13 protein-coding genes are annotated in these 14252 nt (G+C 39.8%); 10 read left to right on the top strand and 3 right to left on the bottom strand.

What is annotated here, in order from left to right; all coding sequences use genetic code 11:
* Positions 1-91: 91 nt before the first annotated feature.
* The 3 genes from BW976_RS18795 (at position 92) to BW976_RS18805 (ending at position 5196) form a co-directional block, all read left to right on the top strand.
* Positions 92-1843 carry an ABC transporter ATP-binding protein gene (locus tag BW976_RS18795; protein ID WP_076375272.1) on the top strand — a complete coding sequence of 584 codons (1752 nt, stop codon included), beginning with the start codon at positions 92-94 and terminating at the stop codon, positions 1841-1843.
* A gap of 113 nt (positions 1844-1956) precedes the next feature.
* Positions 1957-3717, top strand: coding sequence for an ABC transporter ATP-binding protein (locus BW976_RS18800; RefSeq protein ID WP_076375274.1), 1761 nt, complete (start codon positions 1957-1959; stop codon positions 3715-3717).
* Between the two features lie 774 nt (positions 3718-4491).
* The gene (locus BW976_RS18805) at positions 4492-5196 is read left to right on the top strand and encodes an NUDIX hydrolase (RefSeq protein ID WP_076375276.1); all 705 of its coding nucleotides are present in this window, start codon (positions 4492-4494) and stop codon (positions 5194-5196) included.
* Positions 5197-5424: 228 nt separating this feature from the next.
* On the opposite strand, the gene BW976_RS18810 is transcribed toward BW976_RS18805, so the two are convergent.
* On the bottom strand, positions 5425-7545 hold the full coding sequence (locus tag BW976_RS18810; RefSeq protein ID WP_076375278.1) for a sensor histidine kinase: 2121 nt from the start codon (positions 7543-7545) through the stop codon (positions 5425-5427).
* A 117-nt stretch (positions 7546-7662) separates the two neighbouring features.
* Between BW976_RS18810 and BW976_RS18815 the strand changes: the two genes are divergently transcribed.
* Both BW976_RS18815 and BW976_RS18820 read left to right on the top strand, forming a co-directional pair.
* The gene (locus BW976_RS18815; protein ID WP_076375280.1) at positions 7663-8112 is read left to right on the top strand and encodes a response regulator; all 450 of its coding nucleotides are present in this window, start codon (positions 7663-7665) and stop codon (positions 8110-8112) included.
* Positions 8113-8238: 126 nt separating this feature from the next.
* On the top strand, positions 8239-9255 hold the full coding sequence (locus BW976_RS18820; RefSeq protein WP_076375282.1) for a PorP/SprF family type IX secretion system membrane protein: 1017 nt from the start codon (positions 8239-8241) through the stop codon (positions 9253-9255).
* Between the two features lie 131 nt (positions 9256-9386).
* Here BW976_RS18820 and rpoN read toward each other — a convergent pair whose 3' ends face one another.
* The gene (gene rpoN / locus BW976_RS18825) at positions 9387-10862 is read right to left on the bottom strand and encodes an RNA polymerase factor sigma-54 (RefSeq protein WP_076375284.1); all 1476 of its coding nucleotides are present in this window, start codon (positions 10860-10862) and stop codon (positions 9387-9389) included.
* 191 nt (positions 10863-11053) lie between these two features.
* On the opposite strand from rpoN, the gene mscL reads away from it, so the two are divergent.
* Complete coding sequence (gene mscL / locus BW976_RS18830) at positions 11054-11464, top strand: large-conductance mechanosensitive channel protein MscL (RefSeq protein WP_076375286.1); 411 nt, start codon at positions 11054-11056, stop codon at positions 11462-11464.
* A 90-nt stretch (positions 11465-11554) separates the two neighbouring features.
* Here mscL and BW976_RS18835 read toward each other — a convergent pair whose 3' ends face one another.
* Entirely contained in the window at positions 11555-12430 is an 876-nt protein-coding gene (locus BW976_RS18835) for a ChaN family lipoprotein (protein WP_076375288.1), read from the bottom strand.
* Between the two features lie 141 nt (positions 12431-12571).
* On the opposite strand from BW976_RS18835, the gene rpmH reads away from it, so the two are divergent.
* The 4 genes from rpmH to tsaB all read left to right on the top strand — a co-directional run bounded on the left by rpmH (position 12572) and on the right by tsaB (position 14248).
* Positions 12572-12730 (top strand): 50S ribosomal protein L34, encoded by a 159-nt coding sequence (gene rpmH / locus BW976_RS18840; RefSeq protein ID WP_076375290.1) that lies wholly within the window; start codon positions 12572-12574, stop codon positions 12728-12730.
* Between the two features lie 67 nt (positions 12731-12797).
* Entirely contained in the window at positions 12798-13211 is a 414-nt protein-coding gene (locus tag BW976_RS18845) for a ribonuclease P protein component (RefSeq protein WP_245834739.1), read from the top strand.
* Position 13212: 1 nt separating this feature from the next.
* The gene (gene yidD / locus BW976_RS18850; protein ID WP_076375292.1) at positions 13213-13455 is read left to right on the top strand and encodes a membrane protein insertion efficiency factor YidD; all 243 of its coding nucleotides are present in this window, start codon (positions 13213-13215) and stop codon (positions 13453-13455) included.
* Positions 13456-13555: 100 nt separating this feature from the next.
* Positions 13556-14248, top strand: coding sequence for a tRNA (adenosine(37)-N6)-threonylcarbamoyltransferase complex dimerization subunit type 1 TsaB (gene tsaB / locus BW976_RS18855; RefSeq protein ID WP_076375294.1), 693 nt, complete (start codon positions 13556-13558; stop codon positions 14246-14248).
* Positions 14249-14252: the final 4 nt, after the last annotated feature.

A 14252-nucleotide genomic window follows, 5' to 3' on the forward strand; every position in this document is an offset into this window, starting at 1 on the left:
TTACTTTCATAATCGTCATCATTTATAATGGCGTACTTTTACTAAGCCTTAAACTTTAAAACATCTTTTAATAGATGGATATCTGAAGAAAATGAAAACCGATACTCAAAAACCTGATAAAAAACCACCTGGTGTTTTTAGCTTGCTGAAACCTTACATGGGGATGGTTTCTTTGCTTTTGTTATTTGCATTGCTCAGCAATGGTGTGAATCTTTGGTTGCCCAAGATCATAGCCAGTGGGATAGATGATTATGCTAAGCAACATTTTGTGTTTATTGACATCATTAAAAAATTCTCGTTAGCGGTACTGTTCATTTTTGTATTCAGTTATCTGCAAACCATTATTCAAACCTATGCTTCGGAGCGTGTAGCGCGCGATCTGCGGCAAAAGCTGGCCGACAAGATATCGAGGCAAAGTCATGCTTTTATTGAAAAAGCCAACCCGTCCAAACTGCTTACCAATTTGACTGCTGATGTTGATTCTATTAAGCTGTTTGTTTCGCAGGCCTTGGTATCTATCGTATCGTCATTGTTCATTATTATTGGCGCAAGCATACTGCTATTTACAATCAATTGGAAACTCGCTCTCGCGGTGATCACCATTATTCCGATCATAGGAGGTACGTTTTTCTACGTGTTAAAAAACGTACGTGCGCTGTTTATAAAAAGCAGGGGAGTGATTGACCAACTGAATAAGGTAATTAACGAAAGCATTTTGGGTGCAGCCCTTATTCGTGTTATCAATTCGCAACAGTTAGAATATAATAAGTTTTTGGAAGCCAATACCGAAGCTAAACAATACGGCTTAAAAATATTAGGCTTTTTTGCCGGATTGATACCTATTGTAACTTTTACCGCCAACATGGCAGCCTTAACCATACTGATGATGGGCGGTCATTTTGTAATCAAAGGCAGTATGACCCTGGGAAGCTTTGCCGCCTTTAACAGTTACTTATCATTGCTTATATTCCCGATATTTATATTAGGTTTTATGAGCAACCTGATTGCGCAGGCCTCTGCTTCATTTACCCGTATTAGTGTGGTGCTTGATGCGCCGGATATGGTTGATGGTGGAACTTTAAAGGAAACACTGCGTGGTGATGTGGAATTTGGTGATGTAACATTAGTTTATGGCCAAAAACCAGCCCTTAAAAATGTATCATTCTTAGTAACAGCGGGGTCAAAGATTGCTATCATCGGGCCTACAGCTGCCGGTAAAACACAGTTGCTTTATTTGCTCACCAATCTCATCAACCCAACATCCGGATATGTGCATTATGATGGGCGCAGTATTAACGACTATAACAGCGAATCGTTTCATAGCCAGGTGGGGTTTGTTTTTCAGGATAGCATCATTTTTAATATGAGCATTCGCGAAAACATCGCTTTTAGCGATACGGTTACCGATGAATCATTGGAGAAAGCGATTGAAACAGCGGAATTGAGAGATTTTATCGCCAGCCTGCCTGATAAGTTGAATACTATTGTTTCCGAACGCGGATCAAGTCTGTCTGGCGGACAAAAGCAAAGGATCATGCTGGCCAGGGCTTTAGCGGTTAATCCCAAGGTTTTGTTACTGGATGATTTTACAGCCCGGGTTGATACCAATACCGAGAAAAAGATATTGGGAAATATCCAGAAAAACTATCCCGGTTTAACGCTGATATCGGTTACCCAGAAAATAGCATCGGTTGAGCATTATGATCAGATCCTGCTGCTTACCCAAGGCGAAATTGTTGCCCGTGGGGTGCATGATGAACTGATGCTAACCAGTCCCGACTACGTACAGATATTTAACTCGCAGCAAAGTACCAGTAATTACGAACATGGTATTGCGCATTGAAAATAGATGTGCGGATTTCAGATTTGCGGATGTGCAAATGAAGTTTTATGGACACGCACACACAGAAAGAAATCACTAATTCAATAATTCACTAATTCAATAATTGTTCCCGGATGAATTACGATCTGAATAAGCTTAGCCAGGCGCAGCAAAAGACCTCGACCCTTGCAGGACTTAAAAAGCTGCTACAGCTAATTGCGCACGAAAAAAAGATACTTTTACTGGCCCTGTTGGCCATATTAACCAACTCCTCGCTCAACTTGTTGGGTCCCCTTGTTATCGGGCACACCATTGATAAGTATGTGCAACATAAGGATTATAGCGGGGTTATTCATAACGCCATTATATTGTTATGCATGTATTTGCTGGCTTTGTTTACCAGCTTTAGTCAAACCAAGTTGATGGGTAGTGTAAGCCAGCGTATGTTGTTTACGCTGCGTAACTCCATATTCAATAAGTTACAGCAACTGCCCGTTGGCTTTTTTAACCAGAATAAGGCAGGCGATTTGATATCGAGGGTAAACAATGATACCGACAAGCTGAACCAGTTTTTTTCGCAATCATTGATGCAATTTATCGGGAACATCTCTATCATGGTAGGCGCGGGTGTATTTTTGTTATTGATCAAGTTTGAGTTGGGTGCGGCTACATTGGCACCGGCTGTGCTTATTTTGATATTGACTTTGGCTTTGTCGCCCTGGATAAAACGGAAAAATGCCCTGAACCTGAAAAGTGTAGGAGGGATGAGCTCGGAGATACAGGAAAGCTTGCATAATTTTAAGGTGATCATCGCTTTTAACCGCCGTGATTATTTCAGGAAACGTTTTGAAACTGCCAATCGCGCTAATTACAAAACTGCTATCAGTTCAGGATTGGCAAACAACGTTTTTATACCTGTTTACGGTTTGTTTGCCAGTATTGCGCAATTGATCGTGCTTGCCTTTGGTATTTATTTGATCACTATAGGGCAATTTAGCATTGGTTTGCTGGTAAGTTATTTATCATACTCTACCAACTTTTATAATCCTTTGAGGCAATTGGCCGCGTTATGGACAAACTTTCAACTGGCAATGGCAGGTTGGGACAGGATATCACAAATATTATCCCTTGAAACAGATTTGCCTGTTATGGAAAATGGAATAACTGAACCAAATGCCGCATTGTTGGAATTCAGGAATGTGCACTTTGGTTATACCGACGATCAGGAAATATTACACAATATCAGCTTTAAGCTGGAGCAGGGTAAAACCTACGCGTTGGTTGGCCCAACTGGCGGCGGCAAAACCACTACCGCATCATTAATTGCCCGGCTATATGATCCTTCGAAAGGATTGGTGATGTTAGACGGGCGTGACATCAGAACCTACAGCCTGGAAGAGCGTACCCAAAAAATAGGGTTTATATTACAGGAGCCATTTTTATTTACCGGTACGGTTAAAGACAATATTTTATATGGTAACGATCTGTATAAGGATCACACCAATGAGCAGCTGGAAAAAGTGATCATTGATGCCAACCTGGGTAGCCTGCTGGCTATTTTTGAAAGTGGATTAGAAACTCAGGTGCTGTCTTCTGGTGATAGTATCAGTCTTGGTCAAAAACAACTGATCGCTTTTATGCGGGCAGTATTGCGAAACCCTCAGATACTGATACTGGATGAAGCGACAGCTAATATTGATACCATAACCGAACAGTTATTAAGCGATATATTGAACAAATTACCGGATACCACCACCAGGGTGATCATAGCGCACCGCCTGAATACCATTGAAAATGCCGATGAGATATTTTTTGTTAACTCAGGCGAAGTATCGCGTGCGGGCTCGTTGAATGATGCTATGGACATGTTGCTGCAGGGTAAGCGGGTTAGTTAAGAAAACGAGGCAAAAGACCCTACCTCCCCGTCCCGATAGCTATTGGGACGGGAGGGCTTTTAAGAAGCTTAAAGCTAAAGTCTTTTGTCCACTCAGGGTCTCTCGCAGATTTAAGTTAACCCATAAAATCTAAATGTGAACTAAACAGCACTCGGAAAGCAAGTTCACGATTAGGAGACTCCGCAGGAGTCCGGTATTTCTTTAGATTTTATCTATAAACAGGTGGCCTCTCTGAGGCCGAATGGTATTCCAGGTATGCTGGTTATAGTATAAAGCATTGCCGGCCCCAGCGGGGCCACCTGTTTATAGCTCTAAAAAAGCACGTTCTTTGGCTCCGTAGGTGCCTCCCGTTGAAATTTCAAGTTGATCAATTTTATGGGTTAACTTAAACTCGCAGAGGACCCTGAGTTATAAAGATTGGCCTTATGTAATCTCCGGGGCCCTTTCAGGAGGAATGCCCTATGATTATTAGACATTTGCCAAGAAAGGGTGTCATGCTGAGCTCCGTCGAAGCATGGTGGGCAGGCCTCTGCGCTCTACCCTTCGACGGAGCTTAGGGTGACACCCCCTCTTTTGTGATATTATTAACGTACAATGTCTAATTGTGGGCAATTACTCTTTCAGGTGACCCCATGGGGACGAGAAGTTTTAATTCCTAACAATAAGGGATCATCTTAAAAATAAAAAATGTCGCCTCGAATGAAATAGTTGTTGTATCAACACTAAATATTTGCATAATTATTTTTACACTTGCAAATAAACTTTAACCAAATTATGCAGAAGTATACCGGCGAGACACGCATTTTAGCGGCGACAGATTGTATCATTTTTGGATTCGACGGATTTAACATCAAATTATTGCTTGTACAGCGCGGTCTTGAACCCGAAAAAAATAAATGGAGCCTGATGGGAGGCTTCATACAGCCTTCGGAATCGCCTGATGATGCCGCCAATCGCATATTAGAATTACGTACCGGACTTAAAAATGTATACATGGAGCAGTTTCATGTATTTGGTCATCCCGATCGCGACCCTGTGGAAAGAACCTTGTCTATAGCTTATTTCGCCCTTATTGATATTCATCAGTATGAAAAACAGCTGAGTGAAGAGTATCACCCGGAATGGTTTTTACTGAATGAAATGCCTGAGCTGATATTTGACCATACAGAAATGGTAAGGCTTGCCCTGCGCCAGCTGCGCTATAAAGCCGCGCTGCACCCGATCTTATTTCAATTACTACCCGAAAAATTCACTATACCGCAATTACAAGCCCTTTATGAAGGTGTTTATCAAACCAAGTTTGACGATCGTAACTTTAGCCGTAAATTATTATCTACGGGCCTACTGGTAAAACTGCCCGAAAAGGATAAGCTATCATCAAAAAAGGGAGCTTTTTACTATAGGCTTGATCAATCTCATTACGAACAGAATTTTGAATCGTTCCTGAACCTGGTACCTAATCCCGAGAAATTCTTTTAGTTAAAGTAGGGTATGCCCCTAAGCTATTTAGGGTAAATTCATTATAGTATAGTCGCTTCCGAATCCCTTTCAGGCAACCCATAAAGTGGGTTTACACATAAACCCGTTTTATGATCGATAAATTAATGTAATTAATTGATTTTCAATTATATAATTCAATGTTAACCATGAAAAGTGTAAACCATGTAAACCCACTTTTTAACAAAATCGTCCCCTGTTTAGGATTTGTTAAGCTAAGTTTTTAGGGATAGATATCTTAAATGTGGCGCCCTTATTGGGTGAGGAGATCACTTCGATACTACCCCTGTGTTTTTCAATAATGCCAAACACAATCGAAAGCCCCAGGCCGGTACCTTCACCAATGCCTTTAGTGGTAAAAAAGGGTTCAAAAATTCGTTGTTTGGTTTCTTCGCTCATGCCTATGCCGGTATCCGTAATTTCGATAGAAATGTGGTCGGCGTGATCTTTGGTAATGATCATGATGCATTCAGCGCTATGATGATCTTTACTTTTAATGGCATATATACTATTATTGATCAGGTTAATGATCAACTGGTTAATTTTGCCAGGATAGCAGTTTAAAGGCTCCAGTTTGTCAAAAACGGGTTTGATCTCCATATAATACGGGATAGTACTTCTTAAAATAAGGAGATTGTTCAGGATTGATTTATTGATATCTGCTGTTTTTAATACCTGCTCATCGGTACTGCTAAAAGTGCGCAGGCTGTTCACTATTTCTGCCGTTCTGTTTGCGCCATCCTCTATTCCATTTAATAAAACAGATATCTCATCCCGTATAAAATTGAGGTTGATCTGTTGTTTGTAATCATCAAGAGCATTTAAAAAAAGAATCTGCTCGGGGTTGTTCAGTGCATCATCATACTTATCCAATAAGACTAAAAGTTCATCAAAATCAAGTCGTAAAGAGGCGATATTTGAACTTACAAAGTTAATGGGGTTATTAATTTCATGAGCCACACCGGCTGTCAATTGCCCCAATGAAGCCATTTTTTCATTATCTATAAGTTGCTTTTGAGTAGCGGTAAGATTATCGATCGATAATGAAAGACTCCTATTGATCATAATTAATTCTTCTGTTCGTTCTTTTACTTTATTTTCCAATAAAATATTTTGCTGCGTTATTAATCGCTCATTTTCCCGGGCAACGTTAAGGGCAAAACTCTGCGATTCGTTTTTTTGGTAACGGTAAAAGTTAATTTTCTCTGCCAAAGCCGCCGAAAACAAGATCAGTTCTAAAACTGAACTGTAAATCACAATATTAGCAGTTATATTGTTGTATGGAATAAGTCCTTTATTACGTGCTACAGATACCAGTAAGCTGATTAAAAACAATCCCCATCCCAACAAGAAGAATTTGGCCGGTTTAAAATTACTTTTAAGGTACAGATGAGCTCCTATAATAAGCAGACTAACGGCGGTAATAGTTGTACTGATGGTAATTAAATTATAAGCGATACCAATCATGCCTGCTACAATTGCAATAAGAGCTGTGAAGTACAATAAATAGAGTAGCAGATAGTATTTATACCATTGTTTTAAGTTTTGTTTGAGTTGTAAAAATTGGCTCATAAAAAGCAAAATAGAAAACCCAAACAATACCCTGATTACCGGGATCACGTAATTATTTAAAGTAGTAATGTCAGTTGTAAATAAACTGGTGGCATAGCCGCGTTTAAGTAATTGAGACAGGCCCAAAAAAACGATATAATTTACATAGTACAGGTAACTGTAATCGTCGACAATAAAAAAGAGTAATAAATTATACAGGGCCATCACGATAAAAACACCGACAATAACGCCAGTGGTTATATTCTCCATGCTACGGCTTTCTAAAAACGCCAAACTGCTGTAAATTTTTACCGGAATAACAGTTGAAGCATTACTTCTTACGCGCAAATACACGGTACTTGATGTTCCGGGCGATAGCGGACAATCAATAAAAGTTAGATTTTGGGTATGATCAGGACTTAGGTGGCGTAGGGCCTTAGTGGTATTTGGGGTATAATAAAGGTCAAACTGGTCAATAACACTTGCATTTATACCAATAGTGATTAGGGGCCCCTTGCTGTTGTTTTTTAAATTGAACTTTAACCAGGTGGTAGATTTTGAAAACCTTAAAGCAGGGAGTGTTTGTTTGATGCGGTGAAATTGAGTGTTATTTATAACCTGGGCGATGGTTAAATTATTATCAGGAGCTTCAAGCTCATTAAAGTATCTGTTGGTTAATAGGTATGATTGATTATTATTAATAACCAATGTATCAGCCGGGTATGCAAAAGCTACCATTCCCAATATCAACAGATACACGGTTAATAATATTTTTTTCATGATATAATTGTTACATCTGTACAGAACAATAATTATAATAAAAATGTGCAGTAAATTAAACTTTGTATAAATTTACTTTTGTAAGCTGATATTATCCGTTCACTAAAGTGTTTTGCTATGGCCGTAGGAGTGTTGTATGTTGATGATGAAATAAATAACCTGAATAGTTTTAAAGCTGCCTTCAGACGTGATTTTAACATATACACGGCCAGCTCTGCCGTCGAAGGACGCAGGATACTGGATGGGAACGAGATAGGGGTGATCATAACAGATCAGCGTATGCCGGTTACCACGGGTATTGAATTTCTGGAATCGGTTTTGCAAACCAACCCCGACACGATAAGGATATTACTAACCGGCTTTTCAGATATTAACGCGGTTATTGATGCTATTAACCGCGGACAGGTTTATAAATATCTGGTAAAACCATGGCAAAATGATGAACTTCGGATACACATTCAAAACGCTATTGAAATTTATAACCTGCGAAAAGAAAATAAAGAGCTCACCTATAAATTACAGATAGCAAACATGGAACTGGAAACCCTGTCGAAAGCTTTCCGGTAGCACTTACTCCTCAGTCCGACATTCTGGACAATGTTATTTATAAAGATTATATTAGTTTATTGCTTGTATTTGGGGCTTTTGGGTCCTAAAATAAAGTTGAATTAAGCCGGCTGTAAACGTTAACTGATGAAAAGGATCTTATTCATAGCCTTTAATTTTGTTCTTTTTATTCAGTGTGTCATAGCGCAACAACGTCCCCAGTACACTCAGTATATTTTTAACAGCTACCTTTTAAATCCTGCATTATCTGGCATTGAAAACTATACCGACGTAAAAACAGGCTATCGCAGTCAGTGGACAGGCCTGGATGGTGCACCGGTAACAGCCTATCTGTCTGTAAATATGCCCCTTGGACAAAATTTTATACAGGGTGATGCTACTGCTTTTCCGGCAAGCGGAGGTCTTAATCCGGCTAGTAGGCTATATACTCAACAATACCAGGCAGCAGAGCCACATCATGGTGTTGGGTTAACTGTGGTGTCGGATAAAGCCGGGCCTTTTACACAAACAAATATTGATGCAACTTATGCTTACCACCTGGGGCTAAGCAGCAAGCTGAATTTGGCGGTTGGCGTATCCGCTGGTTTTAGTCATAATGTGCTAAACTTATCAGAGCTTACTACCGCTGACCCTTCAGATCCTATATTCAATAGCCTCAATAATAACCAATGGAAACCCGATTTGGGAATAGGCGTTTGGGCTTATGCTTCTGATTATTTTATAGGTCTTTCGGCCCAGCAAATATTACCACAGAATGTTTATATAACCAGTAAAGCAAACACGTATCAAAATAAAACCGTACCGCAATATTTTTTAACAGGGGGATTTAAATTTTTTTTATCAGATGAGGTTACGCTTATCCCATCGGTTATGCTGAAGTATATCCAACCTATACCCACAACTTATGATATCAACATGAAATTATCTTTTGCCGATAAATTTTGGATAGGCGGTTCATACCGCCATGACGACTCTTATGCAGGCTTGGTAGGGCTCAACCTCAGTTCATTTGTAAATATTGGATACTCCTATGATGTTACCACCTCAGCTCTCAATACGGTAAGCAACGGAACGCATGAAATTGTGATTGGTATATTACTCAATAACCGTTATAAAGTAAGCAGTGCTCAACATACGTTTTAGCCCCGGTTTGATGTGCGGGTGTGCAGATGTGCGGATTTCAGATGTGCAGATGTGAAAAAAGCGCGGCTTTTATTTACTTTTTCATTTGAAATTTTTACATCTGAAATCCGCACATCTGCATATTTGCACATCTACAACTCCCTTCTTAACCTTGCAACCGGGATGTTCATTTGTTCGCGGTATTTGGCAACGGTTCGGCGGGCAATATTGTAGCCGGCATCTTTCAGAATATCGGTTAATTTTTCATCAGCCAGAGGGTGGCGTTTGTCTTCCTGGCCTATGTGCTCCTCCAGAATCTTTTTTACTTCTTTGTTTGATACTTCTTCGCCACTTTCTGTCTGGATAGCTTCGGAGAAGAACGATTTGAGCAGGAAGGTGCCAAATTCTGTTTGTACATATTTGGAGTTGGCTACGCGTGATACTGTCGAGATATCCATGTTTATCCTGTCTGCAATATCCTTCAGGATCATGGGTTTAAGATTTTTGTCGTCGCCGGTTAAAAAGAACTCATATTGATACTGCATAATGGCGTTCATGGTTTTCAGCAAAGTTTGCTGACGTTGTTTGATGGCATCAATAAACCATTTGGCCGAATCGAGCTTTTGTTTTACAAACTGTACCGCTTCTTTGAGTTTTTTATCTTTTTGTGCAGCTTTATCGTAATGTTGAAACATTTCCTGGTAGGAGCGGCTCACTCTTAGCTCCGGCGCGTTTTTGGAGTTGAGCGTTAGTATCAGCGTACCATCATTATTGGTGATATGAAAATCGGGGATCACCTGCATTTGCTTGGTGTTGATCTCGTTAGAATCGCCAGGTTTTGGATTAAGCTTTAGTATTTCGTTCACTACACCGCGTAATTCGTCGGAGTTCATGTTTAACGACTTCTCCAGCTTATCGTAATGTTTACGGGTAAATTCGTCCAGATATTGTTCAACAACAATGATGGCTTTTCCGATGATCGGATCGTTTGGATCTTTTTTACGTAATTGTATCAGCAGGCATTCCTGCAAGCTTCGTGCTCCAACACCAGCCGGGTCAAACCTTTGTATCACCTTGAGTACATCCTCTACCTCTTCATCTTCGGCCATTACATTTTGTGAAAATGCCAAATCGTCTGTAAGTGACATGATGGGACGGCGCAAATAACCATCATCATCCAGGCTACCGATAATTTGCTGCCCGATCTTAAAGTCTTTATCGCTTAATGGTAGCAGGTCAAGCTGTAATTGCAAGCTTTCAAAAAAGGAATTCTGTACTGCTATCGGGATTTCTTTACGCTCATCTTCATCATCACCATTTTGATCATAGCGTGATCCGTAGTCATTTACACTATCATCCTGCAGGTAATCATCAATATTAAACTCATCCATTTCGCCCTTTTCCTCATCACCATTGTAAGTGTCTTCGTCTGGATCACGGTCGGGATATTGTTCTTCGGGTTCGTTTAAATTAGTTAAGCTAAGATCTTCAAGCGCGGGATTCTCTTCCAGTTCTTCTTTTATCCTGGTATCTAATGAAACTGTTGGAACCTGCAGCAATTTTATAAATTGTATTTGCTGCGGTGAAAGCTTTTGTAAGAGTTTTTGTTGAAGATTCTGTTTAAGCATAATTAAGATGAGCCCAAAAATACATCAATTACCATTAACTTTAAAATATCTTATGGCATATGGATGCTGGTATTAAATATTAAAAAATATAATTTGTTTGAACACCATTAAAATTTATTCGCTACTTTAGTTAAAACTAAAACCTATTTATACCATTACCTGAACTAAATTATTAACTAAAATCTATCATTATGGCAATAATCAAAGAGTTTAAGGAGTTCGCCATGCGCGGCAACGTTGTTGACCTTGCAGTGGGCGTTATCATCGGTGCCGCTTTTGGTAAAATAGTTACCTCATTGGTAAATGATGTAATTATGCCGCCAATTGGCTATGTTACTGGGGGCATTGATTTTAAAAACTTAAAAATCCTTCTTAAGGCGGGCGATCCGGCGAAAAAGATAGCCGATGTATCTATCAATTATGGTAGCTTCATCAACACGGTTATCGAGTTTGTGATTGTTGCTTTTTGTATCTTTATGGTAGTAAAAGCTATAAACTCACTTAAAAAACCAGAGGAGGTAGCACCAGTTGCAGATCCTGTACCAACAAAAGAAGAAACTTTACTTACTGAAATACGCGATCTGTTAGCTAAAAAAGCATAATCAGATCAAAGACAAGGAAATATATCAAAGGATCATGGATGAAGATGCTTTTTGTCTTTAATCCTTGATCCTTTTGTCTTTAATCTTCTCTTATTCTCTTGGTAATTTTGTATCTGTTAAAATAACATAATCTGCCAGGGTTTTAAATTTTGCCCAATCCGGGTTATCTAAATTTTCCCCGCTATAAGAAGCTATGGTTAACACCTTTGTTTTGGGGGTGTATTTTTTGAGTTGGGCAACCGCGCCCAGCTTTTCTTCGCTGTGGAAGCCTCCGTTAAGCTGCAATACTTTAAACCCGCTGTGGATTTTAAGAAACTGTGCTATTGACCAGGCCATAGTGGCGTCCCACAGGTTTTGTGATTGATAGATCTGCATACCGGCCATCGCTTCATGCCCGCCCATGATTTTAACAAACTTATCGTAGTAAGCCCCGGTAGCCGTATCAATAGGGAGGGGTGCCAGGTAGCTTTTGGCCTGAACGCTCAGTTGTTGCAGGCTTCCAAGACCATTACGGGTAACCATATTAGTATAACGTGAGGGCGCATTGGCGGCCACAACCGGTAAGTGTTGGAGCTTAGCCAGCTCAACCAACGGCCGGTAATCTTTATAATTTGGCCAGGCGCGGGCATCGGTTAACAGATTTTTTTCGCGGATAAGATCATTAAGATATTCGTTTAAAACCAGCTGGCAGTCGGTTTGAAACATTTCCATAGAAAGTGCTGTCCGGTTTGGATATTTTTCTGCTAAGCCCCTAAATAAAGCAAATTCCAGGTTGTGGGCAGTTGAATCGTTGTGTTCTTCGCCAAAAAATAGTACATCAATTTTGTTGGTTTGGTCAATAATATCCTTAATTGCAACCATTTTTTGATCGGCTGTGCTATATATTTTGTAATGAGAAGGGGCTGTATCCTGTCCCAAAACAACTGACGGTAAACCTATTAAGAGCAGGATAAGTAATGATTTCATATTGCGGTTTTAAAGTGCTTAATTTACAGCAAGAAACATAGAGCAACAAATAAGAAAAATAGTATTTGAAATGTTTTGAAAAATTACTACATTTGCGCTCTTGTTTTTAAAAAGATCGAAATAGAATAAAAATATACAGTCATGAAAAGAACTTTCCAGCCTTCTCAAAGAAAAAGAAGAAACAAACACGGTTTCCGTGAGCGCATGTCAACTGCTAACGGTAGAAGAATATTAGCAGCCAGAAGAGCTAAAGGCAGAAAAAGATTATCAGTTTCTGACGAGGGTCGTCATAAAGCATAATCCTGGTTGCTTGGTCCTTTCATAGGGACATGGACCGTTTATATGCTTAATGTCTCCGGTTCAAATAATGGCAACTATGTATACTTTTAAAAAAGAAGAACGATTATGTAACAAAAGGCTTATTGATAAGCTTTTTCATAACGGTTCTTCTTTTTTGTGTTATCCCTTCAAAGCTTCGTGGTTATTTAATTCAGAACCACAACTATTCCCAACCCAGATTTTATTTTCGGTTTCAAAAAAGCGTTACAAGCATGCTGTTGACCGTAATTTACTAAAAAGGTGTATGCGCGAGTCGTACAGGCTGCACAAGCAGCAATACCTGTATAATTTACTCGTAACAGCCGATAAAAAAATTTTACTATCGGTAGGGTATATTGGTAAAGAAATTGTTCCTTATAGCGTTATCGAAAAAAAGATGCTGAAGATGCTTGGCCAGCTTGCGGAGCAATTAACAGCTGCAAATAGTATCCCAGCGAAGTGATATGAAGGCGTTGGTTAACATATTGAAGGCAATTGTAGGCGGTATTTTTATACTGCTGATTAAGATATATCAATATTTTATCTCTCCACTTACAGGCGCTTCCTGCCGATATACGCCAACCTGTTCACAATATGGGGTAGAAGCTATCAAAAAGCATGGAGCCTTTAAGGGTGGATGGTTAACTTTGAAACGCATTGCCAGCTGTCACCCCTGGGGTGGGCACGGCCATGACCCGGTACCTTGAAATTAAGTTCTAAGTCTTGAGTTCTGAGTAGTAGGTCATAAGCCTTAGATTCAGAGCTTATAACTCAAGACTTAAGACTCGAGACTTAAGATTAAAAAAGATGAGTGTTATTTTACAAATTGAAACCGCAACCACTTCTTGTTCAGTAGCCCTGGCTGTTGACGGTAAGGTTGTAGCATTTAAGCAGATAAACGAGCGTAACATACATGCAGAGGTGATTACTTTGTTTATTGATGAGTTGGTGGCCTCGGCAAATTTAACTTATGATAACCTTGATGCTATTTCCGTGAGTAGCGGCCCGGGTTCTTATACCGGTCTCCGGATTGGGGTTTCAACAGCTAAAGGCTTGTGTTTTGCCCTGGATAAGCCGCTCATAGCCATTGAAACACTAGAGGCTATGGCTTATGGTATTATTCATGGTGATGATTTTACAGTTGACGAGGATGTACTATTATGCCCTATGATTGACGCCCGCCGTATGGAGGTTTATTGTGCCTTGTTTGATGTTCATGGCCAAAAAGTAAGGTCAACCTCTGCCGATATTATAGATGAACACAGCTTTGCTGAAGAACTCAACAAACACCGGATTATATTTTTTGGCGATGGTGCCGATAAGTGCGAGGCTACACTAGGCGCTAACCCTAATGCTCAATTTTTACCGGGCTTTGTTAATTCGGCAACTTTCCTGACTCATAAAGCTGCTGAAAAGTTCGACAAAAAAGAATTTGTGGATGTGGCTTATTTTGAACCCTACTATCTCAAAGATTTTATCGCCGGAAAGAAAGCTTTATAAATAG

It is taken from the genome of Mucilaginibacter lappiensis (genome assembly GCF_900155965.1).
Classification (GTDB): domain Bacteria; phylum Bacteroidota; class Bacteroidia; order Sphingobacteriales; family Sphingobacteriaceae; genus Mucilaginibacter; species Mucilaginibacter lappiensis.